The sequence below is a fragment of the Geodermatophilus africanus genome (assembly GCF_900107105.1).
GTDB lineage: Bacteria > Actinomycetota > Actinomycetes > Mycobacteriales > Geodermatophilaceae > Geodermatophilus > Geodermatophilus africanus.
Window position 1 is genome coordinate 239,331 of record NZ_FNOT01000005.1, and the last position, 24,692, is coordinate 264,022.

Here is a 24,692-nt window from a genome sequence, read left to right on the forward strand (position 1 = left end):
GCACCCCCGGGTCGCACGGCGGTGCTGGCCTCGGGGTACGGGAGACTGCGGAGGTGGGCAGGGGCGCGCGGTGAACACGACGGTCACCGTCGCGCTCGCCGCGGGCGCGGTCGTCGTCCTCGTGGCGGCCGTGGCGCTCCGCCTGGCCGATCGCCTGGGTCTGCCCAGCCTGCTGCTGTACCTCGCGCTCGGGATCGCCCTCGGCGAGAGCGGACTCGGCGTCCAGTTCGAGGACTACCGCCTCACCCACACGCTGGCGTACGCCGCCCTCGTCGTCATCCTGGCGGAGGGCGGCCTCACGACCCGGTGGGGCGACGTGCGTCGGGCGATCGGGCCCGGGGTCGCGCTGTCCACCGTCGGCGTCGTGGTCAGCGTGGTGGTGACCGGGGCCGTCGGCGTCCTGGTCCTCGGCTACGACTGGGGCTTCGCGCTCCTGCTGGCCGCGGTCATCAGTTCCACCGACGCCGCCGCCGTCTTCGCGACCCTGCGGCGACTGCCCCTCCCGCGGCGGCTGGCCGCCTCCCTGGAGGCCGAGAGCGGCCTCAACGACGCCCCGGTCATCCTGCTCGTGACCGCGCTGGCCGAGGTGCTCACCGGGGAGGCGACGCAACCGTGGTGGCTGATCGGCCTGGTGGTGGCCGCCGAGCTCGCCGGGGGCGCCGTCATCGGGGTCGGCATCGGCTTCGGGGGCGCCGCGCTGCTGCGCCGGGTGGCGCTCCCCGTGGCCGGCTTCTACCCCCTGGCGACCCTCGCGCTCTGCGTGCTCGCGTACTCGTCGGCGACGCTCGCGCACACCTCGGGCTTCGTCGCGGTCTACCTCTGCGGCCTGGTGCTCGGCAACGCCGCGCTGCCGCACCGGGCGGCGAGCATCGGGTTCGCCGAGGGCATGGCCTCGCTGTCGCAGATCGGCCTGTTCGTCCTGCTGGGTCTGCTCGTGTCGCCGGGCCGGCTGTCCGACGCCGTGGGGCCGGCGCTCGTGGTGGGTGGCGCGCTGCTGCTGCTCGCCCGGCCGCTGTCGGTGGTGGCCAGCCTGGTGTGGTTCCGCTTCCCGTGGGCGCAGCAGGTGTTCATCTCCTGGGCGGGCCTGCGCGGGGCGGTGCCGATCGTCGCGGCCATCATCCCGTTGACCGAGCAGGTCCCGGGGGCGGCGACCGTGTTCGACACGGTGTTCGTGCTGGTCGTCGTCTTCACGATCGTCCAGGGGTGGTCGCTGCCGTGGCTCGCGCGGCGGCTGCGGATCGCCACCCCTGTCACGCCCCGCGACGTGCAGGTCGAGTCCGCGCCGCTGGAGGAGTTGGACGCCGAGCTGATGCAGCTGACCGTCCCGGAGGGGTCCCGGCTGCACGGTGTCTACCTGCCGGAGCTGCGGCTGCCCGAGGACGCGGCGGTGGTCCTCATCGTGCGGGACGGCCGGTCGTTCGTGCCGGGCCCCACGACCCGCCTCATGCGCGGCGACCAGGCCCTGCTGGTGTCCGCGCGCGGGTCGCGGGCGGAGGCCGAGCGGCGGCTGCGCGCGGTCAGCCGGGCCGGCCGGCTGGCCAGCTGGCGCGGCGAGACCGGCGCCGCCACCCAAGTGGACTGAGTCACCGTCGGCCGGTACGACCGATCACTCAGCCGTTGAGCTCCAGGGTCTGCATCGTGTCGGCGCGGACCTCGGCCAGCAGCGCCCGGTCCTCGTTGAGCCGGTGGCCGTAGGAGGGGATGACCTCCTGCAGCCTCGGGCGCCAGGCGGCGATCCGGTCCGGGAAGCAGCGCTCCAGCACGGTGAGCATCGCCGAGACGGCGGTCGAGGCGCCGGGGGAGGCGCCGAGCAGGCCGGCGATCGTCCCCTCGCCGCCGACGACGAGCTCGGTGCCGAACTGCAGGACGCCGCGGCCGGTCGCCCGGTCGCGCTTGATGACCTGCACCCGCTGACCGGCGGTGACCATGTCCCAGTCCTGCTGCTCGGCCAGCGGCACGAACGCGGTGAGGGTCGTGTGCCGGGCGCTGCGCGACTGGAGCAGCTCACCGATCAGGTAGCGGGTCAGCGCCAGCTCGGCGCGGGCGACGCCGAGCATCGAGCCGAAGTTGTCCGGCTTGACGCTCAGCGGCAGGTCGAAGACCGACCCGGCCTTGAGGAACCTCGGGGAGAAGCCGGCGTAGGGCCCGAACAGCAGCGAGTGGTCGCCGTCGATGAGCCGCAGGTCCAGGTGCGGCACCGACATCGGCGGGGCGCCGACGGCGGCCTGGCCGTAGACCTTGGCCTGGTGCGCGGAGACCAGCTCGGGGGAGCCGGTGCGCAGGAACATGCCGCTGACCGGGAAGCCGCCGAAGCCGCGGATCTCGGGGATGGCGGCCTTCTGCAGCAGCGGCAGCGCGCCACCGCCGGCCCCGACGAACAGGAACCGGGTGCGGACGGTGCGCTCCTCGCCGCTCGCGGTGTCGCGCACGGTCACGGTCCAGCGACCGTCGTCCCGCCGCTCGAGGTCGGTGACCCGCTGGTTGACGTGCACGTGCACGCCCCGCTCCTCGGCCGCGTCGAACAGCAGCCGGGTCAGCGACCCGAAGTCGACGTCGGTGCCCGCGGCCGACCGGGTCGCGGCCACCACCTGGTCGGCGGGGCGCCCGGCCATCACCAGCGGCAGCCACCGGGCCATGACGGCGGCGTCGTCGGTGTACTCCAGGCCCTCGAACACCGGCTGCGCGGACATCGCCCGGTGGCGGGTGCGCATGTAGGTGCGGCCGGCCTCGCCGGTCACGAAGCTGACGTGCGGCACCGGGGTGATGAAGTCCTTGGGTGAGCCGGTCAGCCCCGCGCGGACCAGGTGCGACCAGAACTGCCGCGACACCTGGAACTGCTCGTTGATCGTCACGGCCTTGGTGACGTCGACCGACCCGTCCCCGGCGGCCGGCGTGTAGTTGAGCTCGCACAGCGCCGCGTGGCCGGTCCCCGCGTTGTTCCACGGGCCGGAGCTCTCGCCGGCCACCGCGGGCCCGGACTCGAAGACGGTGACGCTCCAGTCCGGGGCGACGACACCGAGCAGCGACGCCAGGGTCGCGCTCATGACGCCACCGCCCACGAGGACTACGTCGGGGTCGGTGGCGGGGGCGAGATCGGTGGACACGACGGCCTTCCGGCTCAGGGAGAGGGTGCTTCTCCGACATCGACCAGCGGACCTACGAACATGTCACTCCCCGTGGTGGGATGCCCCGCACACCGCGATGAGATGGATCACACCGGAGCCGAGGTGCGGTCCGGCGCGATGGGCGGCCGGGGCGCTCGACGCGCGCCGCTATGGTCGGTCGGGACGGCCCCACCGGCCGGCGCCGGCCCCCGCCAGGCCATCGACCGAGGAGCCCTGCTGCCCAGACCGAGCGACGCCCCGGACGGACCGCGCGATCCCCAGGACGGCGCCGTCGCGTCGTCCGGCGCGCCCGGACGGCGTCCCCGCACCCGGCTGCTCCTCCTGCTCGCGCTGGCGGTGCTGGCCCTGGACCTGGGCACCAAGCTGCTCGTCGTCGCCACGATCGGGCGCGGGGCCGACATCCGGCTGCTCGGCGGGGCGCTGTACCTGACGCACACCCGCAACACCGGCGCGGCGTTCTCCTTCGCCGAGGGCTTCACCGTGGTCTTCACGCTCATCGCCGTCGTGGTCGCGGTGGTCATCGTGCGCACGGCACGGCGGCTGTTCTCCACCGGCTGGGCCGTCGCGCTCGGCCTGGTGCTCGGCGGCGCGGTGGGCAACCTCGTCGACCGGGTCTTCCGCGAGCCGGGCTTCCTGCGCGGTGGCGTCGTCGACTTCATCTCGGTGTTCGCGCCGGACGGCGAGTTCTACCCGGTCTTCAACATCGCCGACTCCGCCATCGTCTGCGGGGGCCTGCTGGGCGTGGTCCTCGCGCTGCGCGGCATCGAGTTCGACGGCACCCGCAGCACCGGCGGCCGCGCCGGGGGCGACGCCCCGGCGCGCGACTGAAGGAGGACGCCGCGTCCCCCATCCCTCGCACGCTCGGGACGGGCCCTTGACGCGGGGCCGTTCCAGCACCTCACCACGCCCGGGCGGTGCTGCGCGGGCCGTGTCGCCGCGACGGTCAGAATGGACGCCGTGAGCACCCCCGCCGGCCAGCACCGTGCACTCCCGGTGCCCGACGGGCTCGAGGGGCAGCGCGTCGACCAGGCGCTGTCCCGGCTCTTCGGCCTCTCCCGCGGTGCGGCCGCCGACCTCGCCGACGAGGGCCGGGTCGTCCTCGACGGGCGGGTCCGCGGCAAGGGCGACCGGGTGAGCGGCGGCAGCTGGCTGGAGGTCGAGCTGCCCCCGCCATCACATGCCCACCCATCCCGGCTCCTCCCGCCCGAGCCGGTCCCGGGCCTGACCGTCGTCCACGACGACGACGACATCGTCGTGGTCGACAAGCCCGTCGGCGTCGCCGCGCACCCCAGCCCCGGCTGGGAGGGACCCACCGTGGTCGGCGGGCTGGCCGCCGCGGGGTACCGCATCGCCACGTCCGGCGCGGCCGAGCGGCAGGGCGTCGTCCACCGGCTCGACGCCGGGACGACGGGGCTGATGGTGGTGGCCAAGAGCGAGCGGGCTTACACCGCGCTCAAGGCGGCGTTCAAGCAGCGCACCGTCGAGAAGGGCTACGCCGCCCTCGTCCAGGGCCACCCGGACCCCTCCCGCGGCACGATCGACGCGCCCATCGACCGGCACCCGAAACACGACTGGAGGTTCGCCGTCGTCCAGGGTGGTCGCCCGTCGGTGACCCACTACGAGGTGGTCGAGGCCTTCCCGGCCGCCAGCCTGGTCGACATCCGGCTGGAGACCGGCCGCACCCACCAGATCCGGGTGCACTTCTCCGCGCTGCGCCACCCCTGCGTCGGCGACACCACGTACGGCGCCGACCCGACGCTGGCCGCCCGGCTCGGCGTCTCCCGGCAGTGGCTGCACGCCGCCCGGCTGGGCATCCCGCACCCGGCCGACGGCTCCTGGACGAAGTTCACCAGCCCCTTCCCGCCCGACCTGGCCGGCGCGCTCGACATCCTGCGCGCCGAGTCCTGACGCCGGTGCCAGCGAGCCCGCGAGCCCGGCCGTGACCGCGGTCGGCCTGCCCGACTCGCTCGCCGACCTCGGCCCGGCCGCGCTGTCCGCGGTCGTCGTCGCCGGCTACCTGGTGGTCGGCGAGCCGGTGGTCGGGCACGTGCTGCACCGGCGCTTCGAGGGCCGGCTGCGCACCGACGCGGGCGCCCGGCGGTCCTTCTACGCCCGGCTGCTGGTGCTCGAGTGGGGACTCGCGCTGCTGGCCCTGGTCGTGTGGCTGTCCGCGCCCGGGGTGGACGCCGCGGCCGTGGGCCTGCGCTGGCCGCAGGCCTGGCCCGGGCCGGTCGCCGTCGCGGCCACCGTGCTGGTCCTCGGCTTCGTCGTCGTCTCCACCCGCGCGCTGCGCTCGGGCGCCCTGGCGCAGGTGGCGGCCGAGCTGCGCCGGCCGGGGGAGGGGCGGCACGCCGAGCCCGCCGTGCACGCCACGCTGGCGCTGCTGCCGCGGACGACGGCGGAGCGGCGGCTGTTCACGCTGGTGGGGGTCACCGCCGGCGTCTGCGAGGAGTGGCTCTACCGCGGCTTCCTGCTCGCCGTCGTCGCCGCGGTCGGCGGGGGCGGGCTGCCGGAGCCGGCGCTGGTCGCGATCGGTGCGCTGACGTTCGGGCTGGCGCACGCCTACCAGGGGCTCGCGGGCATCGTGAGCACCGGCGTCCTCGGCGGGGTCATGGCCGGGCTGTACCTCGGCACCGGGTCGCTGCTGCTGCCCGTCGTCCTGCACGCGCTGGTCGACCTGCGCTTCCTGCTGGTGCCGACCTCGGCGATCCCCGACGTCGCCCGGCGGCCCGCGTGAACGCCCGGCTCGCCACGGCCGCGGACTGGCCGGTGGTGGCGGCGCTGCGCACCCGCGTCTTCGTCGAGGAGCAGGGCGTGCCCGCCGAGATGGAGCAGGACGTGCACGACGCCACCGCCGTGCACGCCCTGGCCGAGGACGACGAGGGCCGCGTGGTGGCCACCGGGCGGCTGCTGGTCCGCGACGGCCGGGCGGTCATCGGCCGGATGGCGGTCGACGCCGCGGCGCGCGGGCACGGGTACGGCGCCGCCGTCCTCGCCGAGTTGCAGCGGCAGGCCGCCGCGCTGGGCCTGGCCGAGGTGGAGCTGCACGCGCAGCTCACCGCCCGGGGCTTCTACGAGCGGGCCGGCTACACCGCGGTCGGGGACGTGTACGAGGAGGCCGGCATCTCGCACCTCACCATGCGCAAGCGATTGTGAGCGGCCCCCTGCAGGGGCCCGCCGCGAGCCTGCGAGGGTGGGGGCAGGGGGTCCTTCCCGGAGCCGTCCCGGCCCGCCGAGACACGTCCTGTCAGACCCTCGGCGTAGACAGTTTCCAGTGCGAGGATCGGGGGCACCGGCCCGGGCCCGCGTCCGACGTCCTCCGCGACTCGCACCGCACCACCCGGTCTTCCCCGCCGGTCGCCCGCCGGAGCACCCGACGGCTGGGCCAGCACGACCCGTGAGGAGCGCCGCAGCACCGTGAGCAACGACTCGTTCGTGCACCTGCACGTACACACCGAGTACTCGATGCTCGACGGGGCGGCGAAGCTGCCCGAGGTCACCAGGGCCGCCGCCGAGCAGGGGATGCCGGCGCTGGCGATGACCGACCACGGCAACGTCTTCGGCGCCTACGACTTCTACAAGCAGGCCAAGGCCGCCGGCGTGAAGCCGATCATCGGCATGGAGGGCTACTACACGCCCGGCTCGCGCTTCGACCGCGCGCCGTTCGACTTCGGCGACAACCTCATCGACGAGGACGGCGAGGGCGGCTCCTCGCGCGGCAAGGCCGCCTACACGCACATGACGTTGCTGGCGCGCACCACCGAGGGGATGCACAACCTCTTCCGCATCTCCTCGATGGCCAGCCTGGAGGGCCAGTACCGCAAGCCGCGCTTCGACCGCGACCTGCTCGAGCGGTACGGCACGGGGCTCATCGCCACCACCGGCTGCCCGTCGGGCGAGGTGAACATGTGGCTGCGGGCCGGCAAGCACGACAAGGCCCGGCAGGCCGCCGCCGACTTCCAGGACATCTTCGGCAAGGAGAACTTCTACGCCGAGGTGATGGACCACGGGCTGGCCATCGAGAAGAAGACCCGCCCGGCGCTGCTGGAGATCGCGAAGGAGCTCGGCATCCCGCTGCTGGGCACCAACGACCTGCACTACACCCACCGCGAGGACGCCGAGGCGCACGACGCGCTGCTGTGCATCCAGACCGGGTCGCGGCTCAACGAGACCAACCGCTTCAAGTTCAACGGCGACGGCTACTACCTGAAGAGCGCCGCGGAGATGCGTGCGCTGTTCAGCGAGTTGCCCGAGGCCTGCGACAACACGCTGCTGGTGGCCGAGCAGTGCGAGGTGGAGTTCACCGAGGGCGCGGACCTGATGCCCCGGTTCCCGCTGCCGCCGGGGGAGGACGAGACCTCCTGGTTCGTCAAGGAGGTCGAGCGGGGGCTGCACAAGCGCTGGCCGGGCGGCATCCCCGACCACGTGCGCAAGCAGGCCGACTACGAGGTCGGGATCATCACGCAGATGGGCTTCCCGGGGTACTTCCTCGTGGTCGCCGACTTCATCAACTGGGCCAAGGACAACGGCATCCGCGTCGGACCGGGCCGTGGCTCGGCCGCGGGCTCGCTGGCCGCCTACGCCATGGGCATCACCGACCTCGACCCGCTGGCGCACGGGCTGATCTTCGAGCGGTTCCTCAACCCCGAGCGCGTCTCGATGCCCGACGTCGACATCGACTTCGACGACCGCCGCCGCGGTGAGGTCATCCAGTACGTCTCGCAGAAGTACGGCGAGGAGCGGGTCAGCCAGATCGTCACCTACGGCACCATCAAGGCCAAGGCCGCGATCAAGGACGCCGCCCGCGTGCTCGACCGGCCGTTCTCGGTCGGCGACGAGCTGACCAAGCTGATGCCGCCCGCGGTGATGGGCAAGGACATCCCGCTGTCGGGAATCTTCGACCCGGCCCACCCCCGCTACAAGGAGGCCGCGGAGTTCCGCGCCCGCTACGAGTCCGACCCCGGCGCGGCCGAGGTCGTCGACCAGGCCCGCAAGCTCGAGGGGCTGAAGCGCCAGTGGGGCGTGCACGCCGCCGGCGTCATCATCGGCCGCTACCCGTTGATCGACAGCATCCCGATCATGCGGCGCGAGGCCGACGGCGCCGTCATCACGCAGTTCGACTACCCGACCTGCGAGACGCTCGGCCTGCTGAAGATGGACTTCCTGGGCCTGCGCAACCTCACCGTCATCGACGACACGCTGCGCAACATCGTCGCGAACGGCAAGGAGCCGATCGACCTCGACGAGATCAGCAAGGACCTCACCGACCCGGCCACCTACGCGCTGCTCTCCCGCGGCGACACCCTCGGCGTCTTCCAGTTCGACGGCGGCCCGATGCGCTCGCTGCTGCGGCTCATGCGGCCGGACAACTTCGAGGACATCTCGGCCGTCGGCGCCCTCTACCGGCCTGGTCCGATGGGTGCGAACTCGCACACCAACTACGCGCTGCGCAAGAACGGCCAGCAGGAGATCACGCCGATCCACCCGGAGCTGGCCGAGCCGCTGGAGGACATCCTCGGCACGACCTACGGCCTGATCGTGTACCAGGAGCAGGTCATGGCGATCGCGCAGAAGGTCGCCGGGTACTCGCTCGGCAAGGCCGACCTGCTGCGCCGCGCGATGGGCAAGAAGAAGAAGTCGGTCCTGGACGCCGAGTTCGTCGGCTTCGAGGCCGGCATGAAGGAGCGCGGCTACTCCGGTGCGGCGGTCAAGACGCTGTGGGACATCCTCGTCCCGTTCGCCGACTACGCGTTCAACAAGGCCCACTCGGCCGCCTACGGCCTGGTGTCCTACTGGACGGCGTTCCTCAAGGCCAACTACCCGGCCGAGTACATGGCCGGGCTGCTCACCAGCGTCGGTGACGACAAGGACCGCCGGCCGATCTACCTGGCCGAGTGCCGGCGGATGGGCATCAAGGTGCTCCCCCCGGACGTCAACGAGTCGTCCTGGGACTTCACCGCCGTCGGCACCGACATCCGCTTCGGTCTCGCGTCGGTGCGCAACGTCGGGCACAACGTCGTCGACTCGATCCGTCGGGCCCGCGAGGAGAAGGGCGCCTTCAAGGACTTCCCCGACTTCATGCGCAAGATCGACACGGTCGCCTGCAACAAGAAGGTCATCGAGTCCCTGGCCAAGGCCGGGGCGTTCGACTCCCTGGGCCACTCCCGGCAGGGCGTCGTCGCCGTCCACGCCCAGGCCGTCGACTCCGCCATGGCGCTCAAGCGCAAGGAGGCCGAGGGGCAGTTCGACCTCTTCGGCAGCTTCGGGGACGAGGACGGCGACGACCCGTTCAGCGGGGCGCTGGACATCGCGATCCCCACGGCGGACTGGTCGAAGTCCGAGCGCCTGGTGTTCGAGCGCGACATGCTCGGCCTCTACGTCTCCGACCACCCCCTGCACGGCGTGGAGCACGTGCTCGCGGCCAACGCGGACACGCCGATCGTCGAGATCAACGCCGGCGGCGTCGAGGACGGCGCCAACGTCACCATCGCCGGGATCCTCACCTCGGTCGCCCCCCGCACCAACAAGCAGGGCGCCCCGTGGGCGATCGCCACCCTCGAGGACCTCGAGTCCGGCATCGAGGTGCTCTTCTTCCCGAAGACCTGGGCGGAGGTGTCCGAGAAGGTCGTCCGCGACCAGATCGTCGTGGTCAAGGGCCGGATCAGCCGCCGGGACGACCAGCCCTCGCTGTTCGGTTCCGAGGTGACCATCCCCGAGCTGACCGAGGGGGCGCGCGGCCCGGTCCTGGTCTCGATGGCGGCGGCCCGCTGCACCCCTCCGGTCGTCGAGCGGCTCCGCGAGGTGCTGGGCAGCCACCCGGGCACGACCGAGGTGCAGCTGAAGCTGGTCAACGGCAGCCGGGAGACTGTGCTCCGGCTGGACCAGGGCCTGCGGGTACGCCCCAGCACGGCGCTCATGGGCGACATCAAGGCGCTGCTGGGCCCGACCAGCGTCGCGCTGCTGTGAAGGAGAGGGCCACCCTTCCTCCCACGCCTCGTGGAAGGACCCCGTCCTCATCCCTCGGGGGCTCGGGACGAGCTTCTGGACGGGGCCGGCGGGCCGCCGGAGGGTGGCCGTTCCAGTACGTCGCGGGCTCGCGGTGAGCCTCTGGACGGGGCCGACGCGGGACGGGCCGGGGCGGCGCGCTGAGCGGCCACCCCGCCGCCGGGATGAGACGGGCGGGTGGGCGCGGTTGACTGGGGTCGTGGACACCAGACCCGCAGCCGCTCCCGCCGGGCCGCCGCCGGTCCGCCCCGCCCGCTGGGGCGCCGGAGCGCCGTGGTCCGGCCGCGCCGAGCTGCGCGCGGACCTGCGCGCGTCGCTGGTGCTGACCGGCGTGCTCGCTCTGGCCGGGGTCGCGGCCGGGCTGCTGTGGTGGGTGCTGGCGCCGCGGGCGACCTTCGAGGTCACCGCGGATGGCCCGGTCCCCGTCGGGCGGCCCTCGCCCGAGCTGTCCATCGCCGACGACGGCGTGTTCACCCTCCTGCTCGCCGCTCTCGGGCTGGTCGCCGGACTGGTGGCCTGGCGGCTGCGCCGCCGTCGCGGCGTGGCGACCGTGCTCGCGCTCGCCGTCGGCACGGTGCTGGCCTCGCTGGCCGCCTGGCAGCTCGGCGAGTTGCTGGGTGCCGGGCCCTCGCCGGCCGAGCTGGCCGCTGTCGGCACCCGGGTGATCACGCCGCTGAGGCTGGGCTCACCGGCGGCGCTGGCGGTGGCGCCCTTCCTCGCCGTCCTGGGCTATGTGGCGGCCACCCTGCTCACCGCCGCCGAGGACCTCGACCGGCCCGACCCGGCGGGGTACGTCCCGCTCGCCGGCGGCCCGCGGCCCGCCGTCCCGGCCATCGAGGGCGCGCTCCGCTCCTGACGCGGGGAGCTCTGAGGGCCGTCGCGACGCCGGCCCTGCGAGACCCTTCAGCCGGACGCGGTCTGCCGGAGCCGTGCGGCCCGGCGGGTGAGGTGGTCGCGCTCGGCCGTGTTCGACGCGGCCCGGGCCGCCGCGGCGTACAGGTCGGCCGCGTCCGCGAGCCGTCCGGCCTTCTCGTGGAGGTAGGCCGAGGCGGCGGTGTGGCGGGGGAGACCCGGGTCGACCTCGGCCAGCGCGGCCAGCCCTGCCGGTGCGCCGTCGGCCTCCCCGACCGCCACGGCGCGGTTGAGCCGGGCCACCTCCGAGCCGGTGAGGGCCACGAGCTCGTCGTACCACTCGACGATCTGCACCCAGTCGGTCTCCTCGAACCGCCGTGCGTCGGCGTGCAGGGCGGCGATCGCCGCCTGGGCCTGGTACTCGCCGAGCCGGTCCCGGGCGAGGGCGGCCTGCAGGACGGCCACCCCCTCGGCGATCAGCGCGGGATCCCACCGGGACCGGTCCTGCCCGGCGAGCGGGACCAGCCGGCCGGCGGGGTCGGTGCGCGCGGCCCGGCGTGCGTGGTGCAGCAGCACCAGCGCGAGCAGGCCGGCGACCTCGGGGTCGTCGACGGCCGCCGCCAGCTGCCGGGTCACCCTGATCGCCTCGGTGGCGAGGTCGACCTCGCCGGAGTGGCCCTCGTTGTAGATCAGGTACAGCACCCGCAGCACCGTGGCGAGGTCGCCCGGCTGGTCCAGCGGCACGTCCGCGATGCGCCGCTTGGCCCGGCTGATCCGCTGGGCGATCGTGGACTCCGGCACGAGGTAGGCCTCGGCGATCTGCCGGGTGGTGAGCCCGCCGACGGCGCGCAGCGTGAGCGCCACCGCCGAGCCGGGCGTCAGCGACGGGTGGGCGCACAGGAAGTACAGCCGCAGGGTGTCGTCGACCGCGGACACCGGGCCCTGCGGCGGCTCCAGGTCGACGGCGACCTCGCGGGCGGAGCGGGCGCGCTCGGACCGGTACAGGTCCAGGTACCGGCGCCACGACACCGTGACCAGCCACCCCCTGGGGTCCCGCGGCGGGTCCGCCGGCCACGTCCGGAGCGCCTCGACCAGCGCCTCCTGGACGGCGTCCTCGGCCGACGCGAAGTCCGCTCCGCGCCGGACGAGGACGCCGATCACCTCGGGGATCAGCTCCCGCAGCCTCGACTCGTCCACGCCGGTGCCCGCGTGCCGCCGTCCGGTCACTCGGTGACGGTGGGCGGCACGCCGAGGAAGGGCCGCACCTCCAGCCACTCGTGGATCGGCCGCCCGCCGGCTCCCGGCGCCGCTGACAGCTCCCCGGCCAGCGCGACGGCGCGGTCCCAGGAGTCGACGTCGACGACCATCCAGCCGGCGATCAGGTCCTTGGTCTCCGGGAACGGGCCGTCGGTGACCGGCGGCCGCCCCTCGCCGTCGTACCGGACCCACGCACCATCGGGCGCCAGCGCCTGTCCGTCGACGTACTCACCCGACTCCCCGAGCCGCGTCGCGAAGTCCTCCATGTATGCCACGTGGGCGTCGATCTCCGCGGGCGTCCACCGGTCCATCGGGACGTCGTTCACCGCTGCGGGCGCGCCCCGGTAATGCTTGAGCAGCAGGTACTTGGCCATCGGATCTCCCTCGTGCGGTGCGGCCCATCCTGGCCGCCTCACCCCAGGGACGGAGCGGCCGTGGCTTTCTCGACACCCGCGGGCGCCTCCTGGCCACGCTGGGGGAGCCGGCTCCTAGTTGACGCTGCGCGGGCCGACGAAGCGCTGCAGCGGCGCGGGCACCGCGCCGACCGTCTCCAGCAGGGTCAGCTCGCGGCGCAGCAGCCGCGACTCGGTCCGCAGTCGCCGGCGCGTGGCGGACTCGGCCAGCAGCTCCTGGCGGTCCTCGCTGGTCAGCAGCGCCGACGAGGCCACCAGGTAGGACAGCGCCCGCGGGTCGCCGGAGACCGACGAGAGCAGGTCGGCGATCTCGGCCTCCTCGCCGTCGACGTCGCCGGTCAGCGTGGCCACGGCGGTGACGTAGCGGGTGAACAGGTCGGCCACCCCGCGGACGAGCACCCCCATCGAGCCGCGTGCCACCTCCGACACGAGGTCCTCGTGCTGCGGGTCGGCGGGCCACCCGCCGGGCGCGGTCAGCCCCTCGTGGTCGCCGGCGGCCTCCTCGGCGGCCTCCTCCTCGGCCAGCCACTCGACCTCGGCCTGCAGGTAGGGCGGGTCCTCGCCGACGATGAGGTCGAGCAGGCGGAACCGGTCCGCGCCGACCGCGACGATGCGGAACCCGCCGTCGGACTGCGGGCTCACCGTCTGCAGCCGGGCGGTGCAGCCGACGTCGTAGAGGGCCTCGGCCGGGGCGACGTGCTCGACCTCCCAGCCCTGCCGGATGGCGACCACGCCGAAGGACCGGGCAGCGCCCTCCGGCAGCTCCAGCAGGTCGCGCACCAGCCGCCGGTAGCGCGGCTCGAAGACCTGCAGCGGCAGGACGACCCCGGGGAACAGCGGCGTCCCCAGCGGGAAGAGCGGGATGACGTCCACGGCAGGCGAGCCTACGGGTGCGCCGGTCCCTGGCCCGGGCAGGACGCCGGGCCGCCCCGCCCCGGCGGCTACCCTGGGGTGTTCCGTCCCCGCCCCGGAGGTCCGCCCGTGCTCACCCGCATCGACCTGCGTGGATCCGCCCTGCCGGGGGTGCGCGAGCTCGCCGGCCTGCTGCCTCGCGCCGCCACCGACATCGACTCGGTGCTCGCCACGGTGCGGCCGCTGTGCGAGGACGTGCGGGTCCGCGGCGCCCAGGCCGTCCGTGAGATCACCGCCCGCCTCGACGGCGTCGACCTGGCGGACTTCGCCGTCCCGCAGCAGGCGATCGACGCCGCGCTCGCCGGCGTCGACCCCGCCGTCCGCGCCGCCCTCGAGGAGGCCATCGCCCGCGTCCGGAAGGTGCACGCCGACCAGCGCCGCACCGACGTCACCACCGACGTCGTCCCCGGCGGCACGGTCACCGAGCGCTGGCTGCCGGTGCGCCGCGTCGGTCTCTACGTGCCCGGCGGGCTGGCGCCGCTGCTGTCCAGCGTCGTGATGAACGTCGTCCCCGCGCAGATCGCGGGGGTGGCGTCCATCGCGGTCGCCTCGCCGCCGCAGCGCGACCACGGCGGCCTGCCCGACCCCGGCGTGCTCGCCGCGTGCGCGCTGCTCGGCGTCAGCGAGGTCTACGCCGTCGGCGGGGCGCAGGCCATCGCCGTCTTCGGGTACGGCGCGGGCTCGTGCGAGCCGGTCGACATGGTCACCGGCCCGGGCAACGTCTACGTGACGGCGGCCAAGCGGCTGCTGCGCGGCCTGATCGGCATCGACTCCGAGGCGGGCCCCACCGAGGTGGCGATCCTCGCCGACGACACCGCCGACCCGGTGCACGTCGCCGCCGACCTGATCAGCCAGGCCGAGCACGACCCGCTGGCCGGCGCGGTGCTGGTGACCACCAGCGAGGGGCTGGCCGACGCCGTCCTCGACCTGGTGCCGGGCCAGGTCGCCGCCACCAAGCACTCCGACCGGATCACCACCGCCCTGGAGGGCAGCCAGTCGGGCATCGTGCTGGTGGACGACGTCGACGCGGGCCTGCGGGTGGTCGACGCCTACGCCGCCGAGCACCTGGAGATCCAGACGCGGGACGCCCGCGAGGTGGCGATGCGGGTGCGCAACGCCGGGGCGGTGTTCGTCGGCGCCTGGTCGCCGGTCTCCCTCGGCGACTACATCGCCGGCTCCAACCACGTGCTGCCCACCGGCGGGTGCGCGCGGCACTCCAGCGGCCTGTCGGTGCAGTCGTTCCTGCGCGGCATCCACGTCGTCGAGTACGACGAGCGGGCCCTCGCCGACGTCGCCGGGCACATCGACGCCCTGGCCGGCGCCGAGGACCTGCCCGCGCACGCCGCCGCCGTCCGGGCCCGGCAGCGCGCATGACCTCGCTCGACGAGCTCCCGCTGCGGCCGGAGCTGCGCGGCCGCATGCCCTACGGCGCCCCGCAGCTGCAGGTCAAGCACCGGCTCAACACCAACGAGAACCCGCACCCGTTGCCGCCCGAGCTGCTCGCCGACCTCGGCGAGGCGCTCGGGCACGCGGCGCTGGAGCTCAACCGCTATCCCGACCGGGACGCGCTCGCGCTGCGCCGTGACCTCGCCGCCTACCTGACGCGCACCAGCGGGGAGCCGGTCGAGCCGGCGCAGGTGTGGGCGGCCAACGGCTCGAACGAGGTGCTGCAGCAGGTGCTGCAGGCGTTCGGCGGTGCGGGGCGGACGGCTATGGGCTTCACGCCGTCCTACTCCATGCACCCGATCATCTCGGCGGGCACCGGGACCGCCTGGGTCGACGGGCACCGCCGGGAGGACTTCACCATCGACGCGGCGCAGGCCGCCGCGGAGGTGCGCGAGGTCCGCCCGGACGTCGTCTTCGTGACCAGCCCGAACAACCCGACCGGCACCGCGGTCGCGCTCGAGACGATCACCACCGTCTACGACGCCACCGACGGCGTGGTCGTCGTCGACGAGGCCTACACCGAGTTCGCGCGCACCGGGACCCGCTCGGCGCTCACCCTGCTGCCCGGCCGCCCGCGGCTGCTGGTGAGCCGCACGATGAGCAAGGCGTTCGGAATGGCCGGTCTGCGGCTGGGTTACCTGGCCGCCGACCCCGCCGTCGTCGACGCGCTGCAGCTGGTCCGGCTGCCGTACCACCTGTCGTCGCTGACCCAGGCGGCCGCGCGGACGGCGCTGGCGCACACCGACGCGCTGCTGGCGACCGTGGACGCGGTCAAGGCCGAGCGCGACCGGATCGTCGCCACCCTGCCGGGTCTGGGGCTGACCAGCGTCCCGAGCGACGCCAACTTCGTCCTCTTCGGGCACTTCGCCGACGCCCCTGCGGTCTGGAAGGCGCTGCTGGCGCACGACGTCCTCGTGCGCGACGTCGGGCTGCCCGGCTGGCTGCGCGTGACGGCCGGCACCACGGAGGAGACCGATGTCTTCCTCACCGCGCTGGGCGAGGTCGTCCGCGAGCAGGGTGCCGCCTGATGGGCGCCGGCTGGCAGACGTCTCGCACCACCCTGGGTGAGGTGGTCGCCGGCCTGCACCTGGGAGACTCGTCCTCATGACCCGCACCGCACGCGTCGAGCGCGAGACCAGCGAGACCAAGCTCGTCGTCGAGCTCGACCTCGACGGCACCGGCACGAGCTCGATCAGCACCGGGGTCGGCTTCTACGACCACATGCTGACCTCGCTGTCCAAGCACAGCGGCATCGACCTCACCGTGCGGGCGGACGGCGACCTGCACATCGACGCCCACCACACGGTGGAGGACGTCGCCATCGCCCTCGGCCAGGCGTTCGCGCAGGCGCTGGGGGACAAGAAGGGCATCACCCGCTACGGCGACGCGACGATCCCGATGGACGAGGTGCTCGCGCAGGCCGCCGTCGACCTCTCGGGTCGGCCGTACTTCGTGCACTCGGAGCCGGAGGACATGACGCCGATGATCGGGCCGGACTACCCGACGTCGCTCACCAAGCACGTGCTCGAGTCCTTCGCGTTCAACGCACGGATCAGCCTGCACGTGCGCGTGCTGTACGCCGGCCGGGACGCCCACCACATCGTCGAGGGGCAGTTCAAGGCGCTGGCGCGGGCGCTGCGGGCCGCGGTCGCGATCGACCCGCGGGTGACCGACGTCCCCTCCACGAAGGGCGCTCTGTAACAGGGATGACCTTCGCGGTCCTGTTGATCGTCCTCGGCGGCTTCCTGCTCGGCGGCGCGTGGAGCATCTGGCGGGCCGACCACGACACGAAGGGGCGTACGGGCCCGCAGGTCGCCTTCGCCGTCGTGCTGCTGGTCGCCGCGCTGCTGGCCACGGCGTCGGGCGTCCTCCGGCTGGTGTGAGTGCCGAGAGTCGGTTCCGGCCCCGCGGCTACGCCCCGTACGGCTACGGCGGCCTGTTCTCCCTGGTCGTGCGCCCCAACCCGCACAGCCCGGCGCCGCGACACCTCTACGAGGCCAAGGCGCGGCGGTGGACCAGCGTGTGGCCGGAGCTGGCCGTGCTGCCCTGGGACGACGGCATCCCGCACCGGTGAGGGTCCCTGCGCTCGGGCAGCCGGCAGCCGACCGTGGCCCCGAGGGGTGGGCGGCGGTCGGTCGCCGGCTCACGGCTGGGCCAGGTGATTCGGTCAGGCGGCGGTGACCAGGGGTGGTCCGGTGCGGTGGGGTCCGGTGTGGATCTCGGTGCCGTCGGGGCGCCAGGTGCGCCAGCGGCCGTCGGGTTGTCGTTCGACCCGGAAGCCGTGGTGGACCTTGGTGTGGTGCCGTTCGCACAGCAGCGCGGCGTTGGCCAGGTCGGTGGCGCCGCCGTCGATCCAGGCCAGCAGGTGGTGCACGTCGCACCACCAGGTGGGCGCGGCGCAGCCGGCGAACACGCAGCCGCTGTCGCGGACCTCGGCGGCGCGGCGGACGTGCGGCGGGAACAGCCGTAGCGTGCGGCCGTGCTCCAGCGGCAGCCCGTCGGGGCCCAGCACGATGCGGGTGATCTGCCCGTCGCAGGCCAGCCAGCGGGCCCGGGCGGCGGAGATGGTGGCGCCGAAGCCCAGCTGCGCGGTACCGCGGCCGACCGCGGGGTCGGCCAGGTCGTCGAGGGCGACTTTGACGAGGAGCTGGGGCTTGTGGCCGCGCAGGATGGGCAGGCTCCCCGAGGCGAGGGCGTTGTCGGCCAACTGCACGAGCGCGTCGGCCTGCTGCTGGGCGCGGGTGCGCTCGTCCCCGGCGCCCCGGCCGGCCTGCACCACCGACTCCAGGGCGGTCTGCAGCCTCTCCCCGCCCACGGCGTCCAGATCGAACCGGCCCGTGATGCTGCCGTCGGCATGCTTGGTCATGGCGAGCCGACGGTCCTCCGTCGGATCGGGCTCCGGCCCGTCCTCGTCGAGCTGGTCGAGGTAGTGGTGCACCGCCTTCGCCACATCGGCGTGCGGCCGCTCGCAGGCCACGCCGGTCAGCAGCCGGTCCACCACCTCGAGGTCGACGCCCTGCTCGGCGGCGGCCGTCAGGTGCTCGGGTTCGGCCACCCGGGCGATCACCCCGGCCTGCTCGCCGGTCACCGCCCCGGCGGCGAACGCAGCGGCCAGGGCCGGCAGGTGCGGCAGCGCCCGGCCGGTGCGCACCACCCGCGCCGCCTCGGTCTCCGACAAGTGCCCGTGCCCCCGCAGCCAGGAGGACATGGTCGTCAGCCCGTCGACCTCCGCCGCGCCGGACACCTCGGCCTCCCGCACCGTGCGGGCGATCTCGGCGGCCAGCCGGTTCTGCGCGGCCAGCAGCGGCCGCAGCCGCTCCAGCAGCGCCGGGCCGAACGGCGGGGTCAGGTCCTCGGCGGCGAGCGCATCCAGACCGGCCAACAGTTCGTCCACGACACCTCCCACCGGATCGATCAGATGTTCGAAGCCTAACCGATCCGCAGGGGCACGGCCATGCGAATCCGCAGCTCAGACGGCTGTCCACAGATCGAGCCAGGCGCTTGATGTGAGCGCAGATGTCGCTCGTGCACGAGCGGCGGGAGAGCCCGGTGGTCGCCGCTCGAGGTCCCGCGCCCCGCCGAGGAGTCGCGGGGTCCACGAGAGCAGGGCCACCGGACCGGTGGCGACGAGCGAGACAACGACCAGCGCGAGCAGCACCCGGAGAACCCGGTCCCTGCCCGCCCGGTCGTAGCAGAGCCCCGCCGCCGGGTCGCCCTCGAGTCCACCTCCCTGGCCGGAGACGGCGAGCGGCGCCCCCAGAGCCACCTCGACCGAACATGCGTCGCCGCTCCCGCACTGCGACGCCCGCCACCCCACCTGCGGGAATCCCCTCCGGACCGGCACCGCTGGCACGTACCGTGGCAAGCGTGAAGAAGGTCGTCGTCCTGGACTACGGCTCGGGCAACCTCCGCTCGGCCGAACGCGCGCTGACCCGGGTCGGTGCCGACGTCACGGTGACCGGCGACCCGCACGCCGCCCTGGAGGCCGACGGTCTCGTCGTCCCCGGGGTCGGTGCCTTCGCGGCGTGCATGGCGGGCCTCAAGGCCGTCGACGGTCCCCGGGTGATCGGCCGCCGGCTGGCCGGAAGCCGGCCGGTCCTGGGTGTGTGCGTGGGCATGCAGGTGCTCTTCGAGCGGGGCGTCGAGCACGGCCAGGACGCGGAGGGGTGCGGCGAGTGGCCCGGCGTGGTCGAGCAGCTGCAGGCGCCGGTGCTGCCGCACATGGGCTGGAACACCGTGCAGGCGCCGCAGAAGACGGTGCTGTTCGACGGGCTCGAGTACCAGCGCTTCTACTTCGTGCACTCCTACGGCGTGCGCAACTTCCCGCTGGGCTCGGAGGGGGCGCCGTCCCCGCTGGCCCCGCCGCTGGTGACCTGGGCCGAGCACGGCGACCGGTTCGTCGCCGGGGTGGAGAACGGCGCGCTGTCGGCCACCCAGTTCCACCCGGAGAAGTCCGGGGACGCCGGCGCCCAGCTGCTGACCAACTGGCTGCAGACGCTGAGCTGACTCACTGCAGCGGGAACGGCGACTGCAGCCACCACGGCGCGTCGACGACCTCGACCCGCGCGACCCACTTCACCCACCAGAAGCCCCGCCGTCCCGGGGCGACCAGTCGCACCGGTGCGCCGTGTCCCGGCGACAGCGGCCGGCCCGCGGCGTGGGTGGCCAGCAGCAGCCCGCCCGCCTCGGACAGCGGCAACCGGCGCCGGAAGCCGGTCACCGAGACGACGTCGACCGCCCCGTCGGCCGGCAGGTCGCGGCCCACGGAGGCGAGCAGCCGGTCCAGCCGGACGCCGCGCCAGTCCTGGACGGCGTACCAGCCGCCCGTGCAGTCCAGCACCGCGCGGAAGACGTCCCCCTGGTCGAGGTCGCCGACCGGCACCCGCACCCGCCGACCGGGAGTGGTCACCACCAGCTCGGCAGCGGGAGAGTCCGGCACCGCGTCGGAGATCCACTGGGTGACCGGCATGGCCGCCGGGTCGTCGGTGCCGCGCTCGAACGAGCCCGTGGCCCGGCGCGCGGCGCCCGCTGCGCCGGTCAGCCGCCACAGCGCCTCGCCCGCACCCCACAGCGCCACCGTCCCCGCGCCCAGCGCGCCCGCCCGCAGCAGCCCCCGGCGGTCGAGGTCGGTGGCCCGCGGCCGCTGCCGCCGTCCCCACGCGTGGACGACGAGCAGCGCGCCGGTGGCCGCGCCGAGGGCGACGTGCACGTGCAGCACCGGGACGCCGGCCGACCAGGACCACGGCCCGGTTCCCCCTCCCGCGTGCAGGACGCCGGTGAGCAGCGTCAGCACGGTCGCCACCCCCAGCGAGACGCCACCGCCGCCGGCCGGTCGACGCTGCCACGCCCGCCGCACCACGACGGACTTCCACGGGACGAGCAGCAGCAGGCCGAGCCCGGCCGCCCCGTGTGCCGCGACCACCAGCCGCGCGGGGACCGGCGACCCGACTGCGAAGGCCAGCACGCCGGTGCCCAAGGCCAGCAGGAACAGCGCGAGCAGGCCCACATTGGTGCGCCGGCCGGCACGGCGGGGCAACGGCAGGGCCATGACCCCAGTGTGTGTCAGCTGCGCAGGTAGGAGGCCCCGTTGACGTCGATAATCGTGCCGGTGCTGAACCGCGCCCCGGGCGAGGCCAGCCACAGCACCGCCGAGGCGACCTCCTCGGGGCGGGCCACCCGGCCGTAGGGCGACTGCGCGCGGACGGCGTCCCCGCTCGGTCCGTCGAGCACCTCGCGGGCCATCTCGGTCTGCACGAACCCCGGCGCCACCGTGCCCACCGAGATGCCGTGCGGGGCCAGCGCGATCGCCATCGACTGCCCGAAGGCGTTGAGGCCGGCCTTGGACGCGCCGTAGGCCGGGGTGTCCGGCTCGCCGCGGAACGCGCCGCGGCTGGAGACGTTGACGACCGCGCCGCCGCCCGCGGCCACCAGGTGCGGCACCGACCGGAAGGTCGCGTTGGCCGCGCCGAGCAGGTTGACCGCCAGCGTCCGCGACCACGCCGCCTGCCACTCCTCGTAGGAGACCGACATCGGCGGGTGGGCGGTGAACACGCCGGCGTTGTTGACCAGCACGTGCAGTCCGCCGAGCGCCGTGGCGGCCTCGTCGACCATCCGGCCCACCGCGTCGGCGTCGCCCAGGTCGGCCTGCACCAGCACGTGACCGTCCCCGGGCAGCTCGGCGAGCACCGCCTCGGCCCGCTCCTGGGAGGCGCCCCAGTGCACCGCGACGCGGTCGCCCGCGGCAGCGAAGGCGTGGGCGATCGCGCGGCCGATGCCACGCGAACCACCGGTGACCAGGACGGCGCGGGACTCGCTCACGCCGGGCAGTCAACCAGGGCCCCGGTCACCAACGCCCGCGGTGCACGACCTCCTCCACGCCGCGCCGGCCGCGCCGCAGGGACGGCGAGCGGCGGTCCGCCCTCCCCGGGTAGCCGACCGACACCACGCCGACCGGCCGGTGGGTGTCCGGGACGCCGAACGCCGTCCGCAGCGCGTCCACGCGCTCGGCGGGGACCCCGAAGAAGCACGCGCCCAGGCCCTCGTCGACGGCGGTGAGCAGCATCAGCAGCGCGGCCATGCCGGCGTCGACGTCCCAGTAGGGGACCGACCAGCGGGCCTCGTCGCGGTCGGTCCAGCCCTTGTCCGGCTCGGCGTACCGCTCGAGGTAGGCGGCCTTCGACGACAGCGGCACGACCAGCAGCGGCGCCCGCCGCATCCGGGTCAGCCAGCCGTCCGGGGCGCCGGCCGTGGTGGTCGCCGACCAGAAGAGCTCGCGGTCGGCGGCGTCCTCCAGCACCAGGAACGCCCACCCCTGGGTGAAGCCGGCCGACGGCGCCCGCAGCGCGTGCTCGAGCAGCCGCTCGCGCACCTCGGGCGGCACCGGCCGGTCGGGGTCGTAGTCGCGCACCATGCGCCGCCGGCGGACGACGTCAGCGAACTCCACCGCGCCACCCTGCCACCCCCCAGGGACCCGGGCGCCGCGGCCGCGGGACGGCGCCGGCGTCCGGCCGGTGACGCGGGCCACCGGCACGGGGTCCCTAGGCTGGGGAGCGTGCCGAAGCTGCAGCTGCTCCCCGCCGTCGACGTCGCCGACGGCCAGGCCGTCCGGCTGGTGCAGGGGGAGGCCGGCAGCGAGACCTCCTACGGCGACCCGCTCGACGCCGCGCTGCAGTGGCAGCGGGACGGCGCCGAGTGGGTGCACCTGGTCGACCTCGACGCCGCCTTCGGCCGGGGCAGCAACCGGGAGCTGCTGGCCCGCGTGGTCGGCGAGCTCGACGTCGACGTCGAGCTGTCCGGCGGCATCCGGGACGACGAGTCGCTGGCCGCGGCGCTGGCCACCGGCTGCCGCCGGGTCAACCTCGGCACCGCCGCGCTGGAGTCGCCCGAGTGGTGCGCCCGCGCCATCGCCGAGCACGGCGACCGGATCGCCGTGGGCCTCGACGTCCGCGGCACCCGGCTGGCCGCCCGCGGCTGGACCCGCGAGGGCGGTGAGCTCTACGAGACCCTTGCCCGCCTCGACGCCGAGGGCTGCGCCCGCTACGTGGTCACCGACATCACCAAGGACGGCACGCTGCGCGGCCCCAACCTCGATCTGCTGCGCGAGGTGTGCGCCGCGACGTCGCGCCCGGTGGTCGCCTCGGGCGGCGTCAGCTCGCTCGACGACCTCCGCGCGCTGACCGGCCTGACCCCGGTCGGCGTCGAGGGTGCCATCGTCGGCAAGGCCCTGTACGCCGGGGCGTTCACGCTGCCGGAGGCGCTGCGGGTGACCGAGGAGCTGGCGTGACCGTCGTCCGGTTCGGCTCCGACGCGCCCTGGGAGGCGGTCGTCGGCTACAGCCGCGTCGTCGTCCACGGCGACATGGCCTGGGTCAGCGGCACCACCGCCACCGTCGACGGGGCCGTCGTCCACCCGGGGGACGCCGGCGCGCAGACCCGCCAGGCGTTGCTCACCATCGCCGAGGCGCTGGAGCGGGCCGGGTTCACCGTCGCCGACGTCGTCCGCACCCGGCTGTTCGTCACCGACATCTCCCGCTGGGAAGAAGTCGGCCGGGCGCACGGCGAGGTCTTCGGCGACATCCGGCCGGCCACCTCGATGGTGCAGGTCGCCGCGCTGATCGACCCGGCGATGCTGGTCGAGGTCGAGGCCGACGCGGTCCGGGGGACGCCGGCATGAGTCTCGCGATCCGCGTGATCCCGTGCCTGGACGTCGACGCCGGCCGGGTGGTCAAGGGCGTCAACTTCGTCGACCTGCGGGACGCCGGGGACCCGGTGGAGATGGCCCGCGTCTACGACGCCGAGGGCGCCGACGAGCTGACCTTCCTCGACATCACCGCCAGCTCCGGGGACCGGGAGACCACCTACGACGTCGTCCGTCGGACCGCGGAGAGCGTGTTCATCCCGCTCACCGTCGGCGGCGGGGTGCGCTCGGTGACCGACGTCGACCGGCTGCTCCGCGCCGGCGCGGACAAGGTCGCCGTCAACACCGCCGCCGTCGCCCGGCCGGAGCTGATCAGCGAGATCAGCGACCGCTTCGGCAACCAGGTGCTCGTGCTCTCCCTCGACGCCCGCCGCTGCCGCGACGGGGCGGTCACCGACTCCGGCTTCGAGATCACCACGCACGGCGGGCGGCGCGGCACCGGCCGGGACGCCGTGGAGTGGGTCGTGCAGGCCGCCGAGCTCGGCGTCGGCGAGGTGCTGCTCAACTCGATGGACGCCGACGGTACGGAAGCCGGCTTCGACCTCGAGCTGATCCGCGCGGTGCGCCGCGAGGTCACCGTGCCGGTCATCGCCAGCGGCGGCGCAGGGGAGCCCGCACACTTCCCGCCCGCGGTGGAGGCCGGCGCCGACGCGGTGCTCGCCGCGACCGTCTTCCACTTCGGCAAGCTGCGCATCGGCGACGTCAAGGCCGCCCTCGGCGACGCCGGGGTGCCCGTCCGCCGAGAGGCCGACCACCCGCTGTGACACCGTCGTCCTACCGGACGACACCGCTGCCACCCCGTCAGCCGGTGGTCACCCGGGCGACGTCGCGCCGCCCGCTGGCCCACAGCAGCAGCTCCAGTGGCTCGCCCGACACCGCCGTCTCCGGCGTCCCGCTGCCGTAGCGCCGCTCCACCCCCGGCACGTCGCTGCGCCGCAGCACCAGCGTGCCCGGCACCCGGCCGGCGGCGACCCGGCCGAAGAAGACGACGTTGCCCCACAGGCGGTCCTGGTCGGCGCGGTGGAGCTCGCGGGGGGACCAGCCCGGCTGGGCCCGGCGGACGTCCTCGTGGTGGATGGCGTACTCCGCGGTGTCGACCACCGCGGCCACCGGTGGCCACGCGGCGGGCAACCACCGCGGCGGCCCGGAGCGCACCCGGGCGACCAGGTCGGCGTAGGGGGTGCCGGCGCGGAGCCGGTCCTCCACCCGGTGGGACCAGGTGGCCAGTGGCCGGCCGATCGGCGTCGCCTCCAGGGCGAACCCGGGCGTGGTGTCCGGACGGCGGTCCCGGGTGACGAGGTGCGCGGCCAGGTGGGCCGTCGTCCAGCCCTCGCAGCGGGTCGGGGCGTCGGGTCCCAGCTCGTCGAGCAGGTCGGCGAGCGCGGCCCGCTCGCGCGCGGCCAGCGGCCGGGAAGAGGTGGTCACCGGGCGGGGTTACCGACGGGGCGGGTCCGGGAAACCGCGCGCTTCCCTTAGCGCGTCTAAG

Annotated in this window: 25 protein-coding genes; 16 read left to right on the forward strand and 9 right to left on the reverse strand. The window is 74.6% G+C overall.

Annotated elements, in window-relative coordinates; all coding sequences use genetic code 11:
• Positions 1-70: 70 nt before the first annotated feature.
• Entirely contained in the window at positions 71-1,582 is a 1,512-nt protein-coding gene (locus BLW63_RS11300) for a potassium/proton antiporter (protein WP_091155542.1), read from the forward strand.
• A gap of 28 nt (positions 1,583-1,610) precedes the next feature.
• Here the strand turns inward: BLW63_RS11300 and mqo are convergent, their stop codons facing one another.
• Positions 1,611-3,104: a malate dehydrogenase (quinone) gene (gene mqo, locus BLW63_RS11305; RefSeq protein ID WP_091155545.1), complete on the reverse strand. Its 1,494-nt coding sequence runs from the start codon at positions 3,102-3,104 to the stop codon at positions 1,611-1,613.
• A 102-nt stretch (positions 3,105-3,206) separates the two neighbouring features.
• On the opposite strand from mqo, the gene lspA reads away from it, so the two are divergent.
• The 6 genes from lspA (at position 3,207) to BLW63_RS11335 (ending at position 10,986) form a co-directional block, all read left to right on the forward strand.
• On the forward strand, positions 3,207-3,953 hold the full coding sequence (gene lspA, locus BLW63_RS11310; protein ID WP_244522505.1) for a signal peptidase II: 747 nt from the start codon (positions 3,207-3,209) through the stop codon (positions 3,951-3,953).
• Between the two features lie 120 nt (positions 3,954-4,073).
• On the forward strand, positions 4,074-5,033 hold the full coding sequence (locus BLW63_RS11315; RefSeq protein WP_091155548.1) for an RluA family pseudouridine synthase: 960 nt from the start codon (positions 4,074-4,076) through the stop codon (positions 5,031-5,033).
• Between the two features lie 31 nt (positions 5,034-5,064).
• Positions 5,065-5,862 (forward strand): CPBP family intramembrane glutamic endopeptidase, encoded by a 798-nt coding sequence (locus BLW63_RS11320; RefSeq protein ID WP_091155553.1) that lies wholly within the window; start codon positions 5,065-5,067, stop codon positions 5,860-5,862.
• Positions 5,859-6,281 (forward strand): GNAT family N-acetyltransferase, encoded by a 423-nt coding sequence (locus BLW63_RS11325; protein ID WP_091155557.1) that lies wholly within the window; start codon positions 5,859-5,861, stop codon positions 6,279-6,281. The genes BLW63_RS11320 and BLW63_RS11325 overlap by 4 nt, the downstream gene beginning before the upstream one ends.
• Before the next feature lie 261 nt (positions 6,282-6,542).
• The gene (gene dnaE / locus BLW63_RS11330; protein ID WP_244522506.1) at positions 6,543-10,091 is read left to right on the forward strand and encodes a DNA polymerase III subunit alpha; all 3,549 of its coding nucleotides are present in this window, start codon (positions 6,543-6,545) and stop codon (positions 10,089-10,091) included.
• Positions 10,092-10,329: 238 nt separating this feature from the next.
• Positions 10,330-10,986 (forward strand): DUF2567 domain-containing protein, encoded by a 657-nt coding sequence (locus BLW63_RS11335; RefSeq protein WP_170856734.1) that lies wholly within the window; start codon positions 10,330-10,332, stop codon positions 10,984-10,986.
• A gap of 47 nt (positions 10,987-11,033) precedes the next feature.
• On the opposite strand, the gene BLW63_RS11340 is transcribed toward BLW63_RS11335, so the two are convergent.
• The 3 genes from BLW63_RS11340 to BLW63_RS11350 all read right to left on the reverse strand — a co-directional run bounded on the left by BLW63_RS11340 (position 11,034) and on the right by BLW63_RS11350 (position 13,525).
• Positions 11,034-12,209, reverse strand: coding sequence for an RNA polymerase sigma factor (locus tag BLW63_RS11340; RefSeq protein ID WP_244522507.1), 1,176 nt, complete (start codon positions 12,207-12,209; stop codon positions 11,034-11,036).
• The gene (locus BLW63_RS11345; protein ID WP_091155563.1) at positions 12,206-12,613 is read right to left on the reverse strand and encodes a YciI family protein; all 408 of its coding nucleotides are present in this window, start codon (positions 12,611-12,613) and stop codon (positions 12,206-12,208) included. The genes BLW63_RS11340 and BLW63_RS11345 overlap by 4 nt, the downstream gene beginning before the upstream one ends.
• A 114-nt stretch (positions 12,614-12,727) precedes the next feature.
• Complete coding sequence (locus BLW63_RS11350) at positions 12,728-13,525, reverse strand: LON peptidase substrate-binding domain-containing protein (RefSeq protein ID WP_091155567.1); 798 nt, start codon at positions 13,523-13,525, stop codon at positions 12,728-12,730.
• A 108-nt stretch (positions 13,526-13,633) separates the two neighbouring features.
• Here BLW63_RS11350 and hisD point away from each other — a divergent pair, with 108 nt between their 5' ends.
• From hisD to BLW63_RS27345, 5 genes are all read left to right on the forward strand, one after another.
• Positions 13,634-14,938 (forward strand): histidinol dehydrogenase, encoded by a 1,305-nt coding sequence (hisD, locus tag BLW63_RS11355; RefSeq protein WP_091155570.1) that lies wholly within the window; start codon positions 13,634-13,636, stop codon positions 14,936-14,938.
• Positions 14,935-16,038 carry a histidinol-phosphate transaminase gene (locus BLW63_RS11360; protein ID WP_091155572.1) on the forward strand — a complete coding sequence of 368 codons (1,104 nt, stop codon included), beginning with the start codon at positions 14,935-14,937 and terminating at the stop codon, positions 16,036-16,038. The genes hisD and BLW63_RS11360 overlap by 4 nt, the downstream gene beginning before the upstream one ends.
• A gap of 76 nt (positions 16,039-16,114) precedes the next feature.
• Entirely contained in the window at positions 16,115-16,711 is a 597-nt protein-coding gene (gene hisB, locus BLW63_RS11365) for an imidazoleglycerol-phosphate dehydratase HisB (protein ID WP_091155576.1), read from the forward strand.
• Positions 16,712-16,716: 5 nt separating this feature from the next.
• Positions 16,717-16,893, forward strand: a complete 177-nt coding sequence (locus BLW63_RS27340; RefSeq protein WP_211517084.1) for a hypothetical protein — start codon at positions 16,717-16,719, stop codon at positions 16,891-16,893.
• On the forward strand, positions 16,890-17,084 hold the full coding sequence (locus BLW63_RS27345) for a nucleotidyltransferase family protein (protein WP_091155581.1): 195 nt from the start codon (positions 16,890-16,892) through the stop codon (positions 17,082-17,084). The genes BLW63_RS27340 and BLW63_RS27345 overlap by 4 nt, the downstream gene beginning before the upstream one ends.
• Before the next feature lie 93 nt (positions 17,085-17,177).
• On the opposite strand, the gene BLW63_RS11375 is transcribed toward BLW63_RS27345, so the two are convergent.
• On the reverse strand, positions 17,178-18,404 hold the full coding sequence (locus BLW63_RS11375; RefSeq protein WP_091155584.1) for an HNH endonuclease signature motif containing protein: 1,227 nt from the start codon (positions 18,402-18,404) through the stop codon (positions 17,178-17,180).
• Positions 18,405-18,877: 473 nt separating this feature from the next.
• On the opposite strand from BLW63_RS11375, the gene hisH reads away from it, so the two are divergent.
• Positions 18,878-19,516: an imidazole glycerol phosphate synthase subunit HisH gene (hisH, locus tag BLW63_RS11380; protein ID WP_091155587.1), complete on the forward strand. Its 639-nt coding sequence runs from the start codon at positions 18,878-18,880 to the stop codon at positions 19,514-19,516.
• 1 nt (position 19,517) lies between these two features.
• Here hisH and BLW63_RS11385 read toward each other — a convergent pair whose 3' ends face one another.
• Genes BLW63_RS11385 through BLW63_RS11395 form a run of 3 tightly spaced genes read right to left on the reverse strand, consistent with a single transcriptional unit; the run spans position 19,518 to position 21,953 of the window.
• Positions 19,518-20,558, reverse strand: a complete 1,041-nt coding sequence (locus BLW63_RS11385) for a molybdopterin-dependent oxidoreductase (RefSeq protein ID WP_091155590.1) — start codon at positions 20,556-20,558, stop codon at positions 19,518-19,520.
• A gap of 14 nt (positions 20,559-20,572) precedes the next feature.
• Complete coding sequence (locus BLW63_RS11390) at positions 20,573-21,328, reverse strand: SDR family NAD(P)-dependent oxidoreductase (RefSeq protein ID WP_244522508.1); 756 nt, start codon at positions 21,326-21,328, stop codon at positions 20,573-20,575.
• A gap of 25 nt (positions 21,329-21,353) precedes the next feature.
• A complete protein-coding gene (locus tag BLW63_RS11395; RefSeq protein WP_091156199.1) occupies positions 21,354-21,953 on the reverse strand; it encodes a nitroreductase family protein in 600 nt (199 codons plus the stop codon).
• Between the two features lie 108 nt (positions 21,954-22,061).
• On the opposite strand from BLW63_RS11395, the gene priA reads away from it, so the two are divergent.
• Genes priA through hisF form a run of 3 tightly spaced genes read left to right on the forward strand, consistent with a single transcriptional unit; the run spans position 22,062 to position 23,970 of the window.
• Complete coding sequence (priA, locus tag BLW63_RS11400) at positions 22,062-22,793, forward strand: bifunctional 1-(5-phosphoribosyl)-5-((5-phosphoribosylamino)methylideneamino)imidazole-4-carboxamide isomerase/phosphoribosylanthranilate isomerase PriA (protein ID WP_091155597.1); 732 nt, start codon at positions 22,062-22,064, stop codon at positions 22,791-22,793.
• Positions 22,790-23,182, forward strand: a complete 393-nt coding sequence (locus tag BLW63_RS11405) for a RidA family protein (protein WP_091155601.1) — start codon at positions 22,790-22,792, stop codon at positions 23,180-23,182. Before priA ends, BLW63_RS11405 begins: the two co-directional genes overlap by 4 nt.
• Positions 23,179-23,970: an imidazole glycerol phosphate synthase subunit HisF gene (gene hisF, locus BLW63_RS11410; protein WP_091155604.1), complete on the forward strand. Its 792-nt coding sequence runs from the start codon at positions 23,179-23,181 to the stop codon at positions 23,968-23,970. The genes BLW63_RS11405 and hisF overlap by 4 nt, the downstream gene beginning before the upstream one ends.
• A 37-nt stretch (positions 23,971-24,007) precedes the next feature.
• Here the strand turns inward: hisF and BLW63_RS11415 are convergent, their stop codons facing one another.
• Positions 24,008-24,631, reverse strand: a complete 624-nt coding sequence (locus tag BLW63_RS11415; RefSeq protein ID WP_091155607.1) for a TIGR03085 family metal-binding protein — start codon at positions 24,629-24,631, stop codon at positions 24,008-24,010.
• Positions 24,632-24,692: the final 61 nt, after the last annotated feature.

Excerpts from the sequence above, each read along its gene's own strand:
- BLW63_RS11315 (WP_091155548.1), top strand. The coding sequence starts at position 4,074 with ATGGACGCCGTGAGCACCCCCGCCGGCCAGCACCGTGCACTCCCGGTG.
- BLW63_RS11360 (WP_091155572.1), top strand. The coding sequence starts at position 14,935 with ATGACCTCGCTCGACGAGCTCCCGCTGCGGCCGGAGCTGCGCGGCCGC.
- hisB (WP_091155576.1), top strand. The coding sequence starts at position 16,115 with ATGACCCGCACCGCACGCGTCGAGCGCGAGACCAGCGAGACCAAGCTC.
- hisF (WP_091155604.1), top strand. The coding sequence starts at position 23,179 with ATGAGTCTCGCGATCCGCGTGATCCCGTGCCTGGACGTCGACGCCGGC.
- BLW63_RS11385 (WP_091155590.1), bottom strand. The coding sequence starts at position 20,558 with ATGGCCCTGCCGTTGCCCCGCCGTGCCGGCCGGCGCACCAATGTGGGC.
- BLW63_RS11345 (WP_091155563.1), bottom strand. The coding sequence starts at position 12,613 with ATGGCCAAGTACCTGCTGCTCAAGCATTACCGGGGCGCGCCCGCAGCG.
- lspA (WP_244522505.1), top strand. The coding sequence starts at position 3,207 with ATGGATCACACCGGAGCCGAGGTGCGGTCCGGCGCGATGGGCGGCCGG.
- BLW63_RS27340 (WP_211517084.1), top strand. The coding sequence starts at position 16,717 with ATGACCTTCGCGGTCCTGTTGATCGTCCTCGGCGGCTTCCTGCTCGGC.